This is a genomic window from Methanosarcina sp. MSH10X1 (assembly GCF_004099695.1).
Taxonomy (GTDB): domain Archaea; phylum Halobacteriota; class Methanosarcinia; order Methanosarcinales; family Methanosarcinaceae; genus Methanosarcina.
The window spans coordinates 1-3,312 of record NZ_SCHL01000040.1 but is presented as its reverse complement, the minus strand read 5'-3'; the positions used below and the strand labels follow the sequence as shown (position 1 = coordinate 3,312).

The 3,312-nt window shown below is 52.1% G+C and carries 2 rRNA genes; both read left to right on the top strand.

The features are described from left to right. The first annotated feature begins 110 nt into the window (after nt 1–110). Nucleotides 111–3,020, top strand: a 23S ribosomal RNA gene (locus EQO05_RS15180). Between the two features lie 100 nt (nt 3,021–3,120). After that, nucleotides 3,121–3,242, top strand: a 5S ribosomal RNA gene (gene rrf, locus EQO05_RS15175). The last annotated feature ends 70 nt before the right edge of the window (nt 3,243–3,312 follow it).

Sequence of the window (3,312 nt, the reverse complement as noted above, 5' to 3'; positions counted from 1 at the left end):
TGCACCCGGAAAGTAAATTTTCGGGGAAGGACGGATTGCCTGCGTTGACGCGCAGGTGCATGAAGTCATGTATAGGTGCTGTATACTGGACGCTTACTGGACCTGGTTAGGATATACAGGAATTATGCTATCAGGTGGATGGCTCGGCTCAAGAGCTGAAGAAGGACGTGCCAAGCTGCGATAAGCCCGGGGTAGGTGCAAGGAGCCAATGAACCCGGGATCTCCGAATGGGACCTCTCCATAGTGATCAGTAATGATCGGGAACGCTCCGAATTGAAACATCTTAGTAGGAGCAGGAAAAGAAATCAAACGAGATGCCGCTAGTAACGGCGAGTGAAAACGGCACAGTTCAAACCGAATCCCCTTACGGGGAAATGTGGTGTTGTAGGGCTGTTCAAACGTCTCGAGGCTAAACAGAACTTGCCTGAAACGGCAGACCATAGAGTGTGACAGTCACGTATGTGTAAACCAGAAGACAGGAACATGTCCCTGAGTACCGTGCGTCGGATATCGTGCGGGAATCCGGGGGGCACCAACCTCCAAAACTAAATACTACTTGAGACCGATAGCGAAATAGTAGGGTGACCGAAGGCTGAAAAGTACCCCGAGAAGGGAGGTGCAAAGTGCCTGAAACCTGATAGTGATGGAACGATACGGCATGAAAGGATCTTTGATATGAAGGAAACACCCGCGAGGGTGCTGTACGAATATCACTGCCAGTGTCGTATCTTACGTTTTGAAGAACGGGCCAGGGAGTGTGTCTTGGTGGCAATGGCTAACCTTATATTTGGGCAGCCGAAGCGAAAGCAACATGTGCGCAACTCTCCGGAGTGAGGCACGACGTATACAAGTGCGTGGAGTCACCGGGGCACGACCCGAAGCCGGGTGATCTAGGCGTGGGCAGGTTGAAGCGTGGCGAAAGCTACGTGGAGGACCGCAAGCGGTATTGATCTGCAAATCATTCGTGTGACCTGCGTCTCGTAGTGAAATGCTAATCTAACCCGGCATCAGCTGGTTCCTTCCGAAACATGTCGCAGCATGACCTGACTGGAGATCGTCGGTGGAGTAGAGCACTGATTGGCGGTTCCGGGGGGGAAACCCCTCGCCCGCCTGTCAAACTCCAAACCCACCGTCATTGAAGAAGGTCGGAGTCCGGACTACTGGGGTAAGCTTGTAGTCCGTAAGGGAGACAACCCAGCCCGTGGTTAAGGTCCCCAAGTGTCGACTAAGTGTTAACACTAAAGGGCGTCCCAAGCCCAAGACAGCTGGAAGGTTAGCTTAGAAGCAGCTACCCTTCAAAGAGTGCGTAACAGCTCACCAGTCGAGGTTTGGGGCCCCGAAAATTGACGGGGCTCAAGTCGACCACCGATACCACGGAGTACCGCAAGGTAATCTCGTAGGAAGGCGTTGTGTTCGGGCAGAAGCAGGGCTGTAAAGTCCTGTGGACCGTTCACAAACGAAAATCCTGGTAATAGTAGCAGCATAGCAGGGTGAGAATCCCTGCCGCCGAAGGGGCCAGGTTTCCTCGGCAATGTTCGTCAGCCGAGGGTTAGTCGGTCCTAAGACGTACCGTAATTCGAGTACGCCAAAAGGGAAACAGGTTAATATTCCTGTACCATTTAGCACTCAAGTCTGACGTCTCAGGGCAGGCCAAGCGGAGTCGTCGCTCCGTCTAAGCAGCGAAACTCGTGGAGAGCCGTAATGGCGAGAAGCGGGTGAATCTGTTATGGCAACAGTTGGCTGCACCCAGGGACCCGTGAAAAGGCCGCTAAATGTCCGTACCGAGAACTGACACAGGTGCCCCTAGCTGAAAAGGCTAAGGCGTGTCGGAGTACTTCAGTTAAGGGAATTCGGCAAATTAGCTCCGTAACTTCGGGAGAAGGAGTGCCTGCTGTGAAGACAGCAGGTCGCAGTGACCAGGGGGCTCTAACTGTCTAATACCAACATAGGAGATTGCAAACCTGTAAAGGCTAGTACAATCTCTGAATCCTGCTCAGTGCAGGTACCTGAAACCCCGGTTCAACGGGAAGAAGGGCCTGTAAACAGCGGGGGTAACTATGACCCTCTTAAGGTAGCGTAGTACCTTGTCGCTTAATTGGCGACTTGCATGAATGGATCAATGAGAGCCCTACTGTCCCTAACTGGAATCCGGTGAAGCTTACATTCTAGTGCACAGTCTAGAGACCTCTAGGGGGAAGTGAAGACCCCGTGGAGCTTTACTGCAGCCTGTCGCTGGGTTGTGGTTCTGGATGTACAGAGTAGGTAGGAGGCGTCGAAGCGGGTGCGCCAGCATCCGTGGAGCCACAATTGGGACACTACCCTTCTGGAACTACGACCCTAACTCTGCGAAGAGGACCCCGATAGGTGGGCAGTTTGCCTGGGGCGGGACGCCCTTGAAAAGATATCAAGGGCGCGCAATGGTTGACTCAAGTGGGTCGGAAACTCACTGAAGAGTGCAAGAGCATAAGTCAGCCTGACGTTATTCAGCATAGCAGTGGATGACGAGACGAAAGTCGGCTCTAGCGAACTTTTGTGCCTCCTTGGTGGGGGCCAAAAATGACAGAAAAGTTACCCCGGGGATAATTGAGTCGTTGCCGGCAAGAGTACATATCGACCCGGCAGCTTGCTACCTCGATGTCGGTTCTTTCCATCCTGGCCGTGCAGCAGCGGCCAAGGGTGAGGTTGTTCGCCTATTAAAGGAGATCGTGAGCTGGGTTTAGACCGTCGTGAGACAGGTCGGTTACTATCTACTAGAGGTGCACGAGGTCTGCAGGTAAGCTGCTTTTAGTACGAGAGGAACCAAGCAGCGGCGCCACTGGTGTACCGGTTGTTCGACAGGGCATTGCCGGGCAGCTACGCGCTAAGGAATAAGAGCTGAATGCATCTAAGCTCGAAATCTGACCTAAAAAGAGACCTCATTAAGGATTCCGGTAAAAGACCGGTTTGATAGAAACGGGATGTAAGCACCAAGGCAACGAGGTGTTCAGTCCGCGTTCACTAACCATCCGTTCCTTTCCTAATCCGGTCCAGGCGAAATCCAGTATGCAGCACCATACATGACTTTTCATCCATTTGTCCTTTGACAAAAACAAATTTCCCCAATCCCATTCATAGGTTGAGTCTGGCGGCCATAGCGGCAGTGTAACTCCTGTACCCATCCCGAACACAGCAGATAAGCCTGCCCACGTTCCTGACTGTACTGAAGTACGCGAGTCTTCGGAAACTCTGGATCGCTGCCATTCTCACCTATCACTCTTATCTATTACTAAACGTTTTTTTAATTTCTTTTCCGATACTGATTTTCTAAAACTG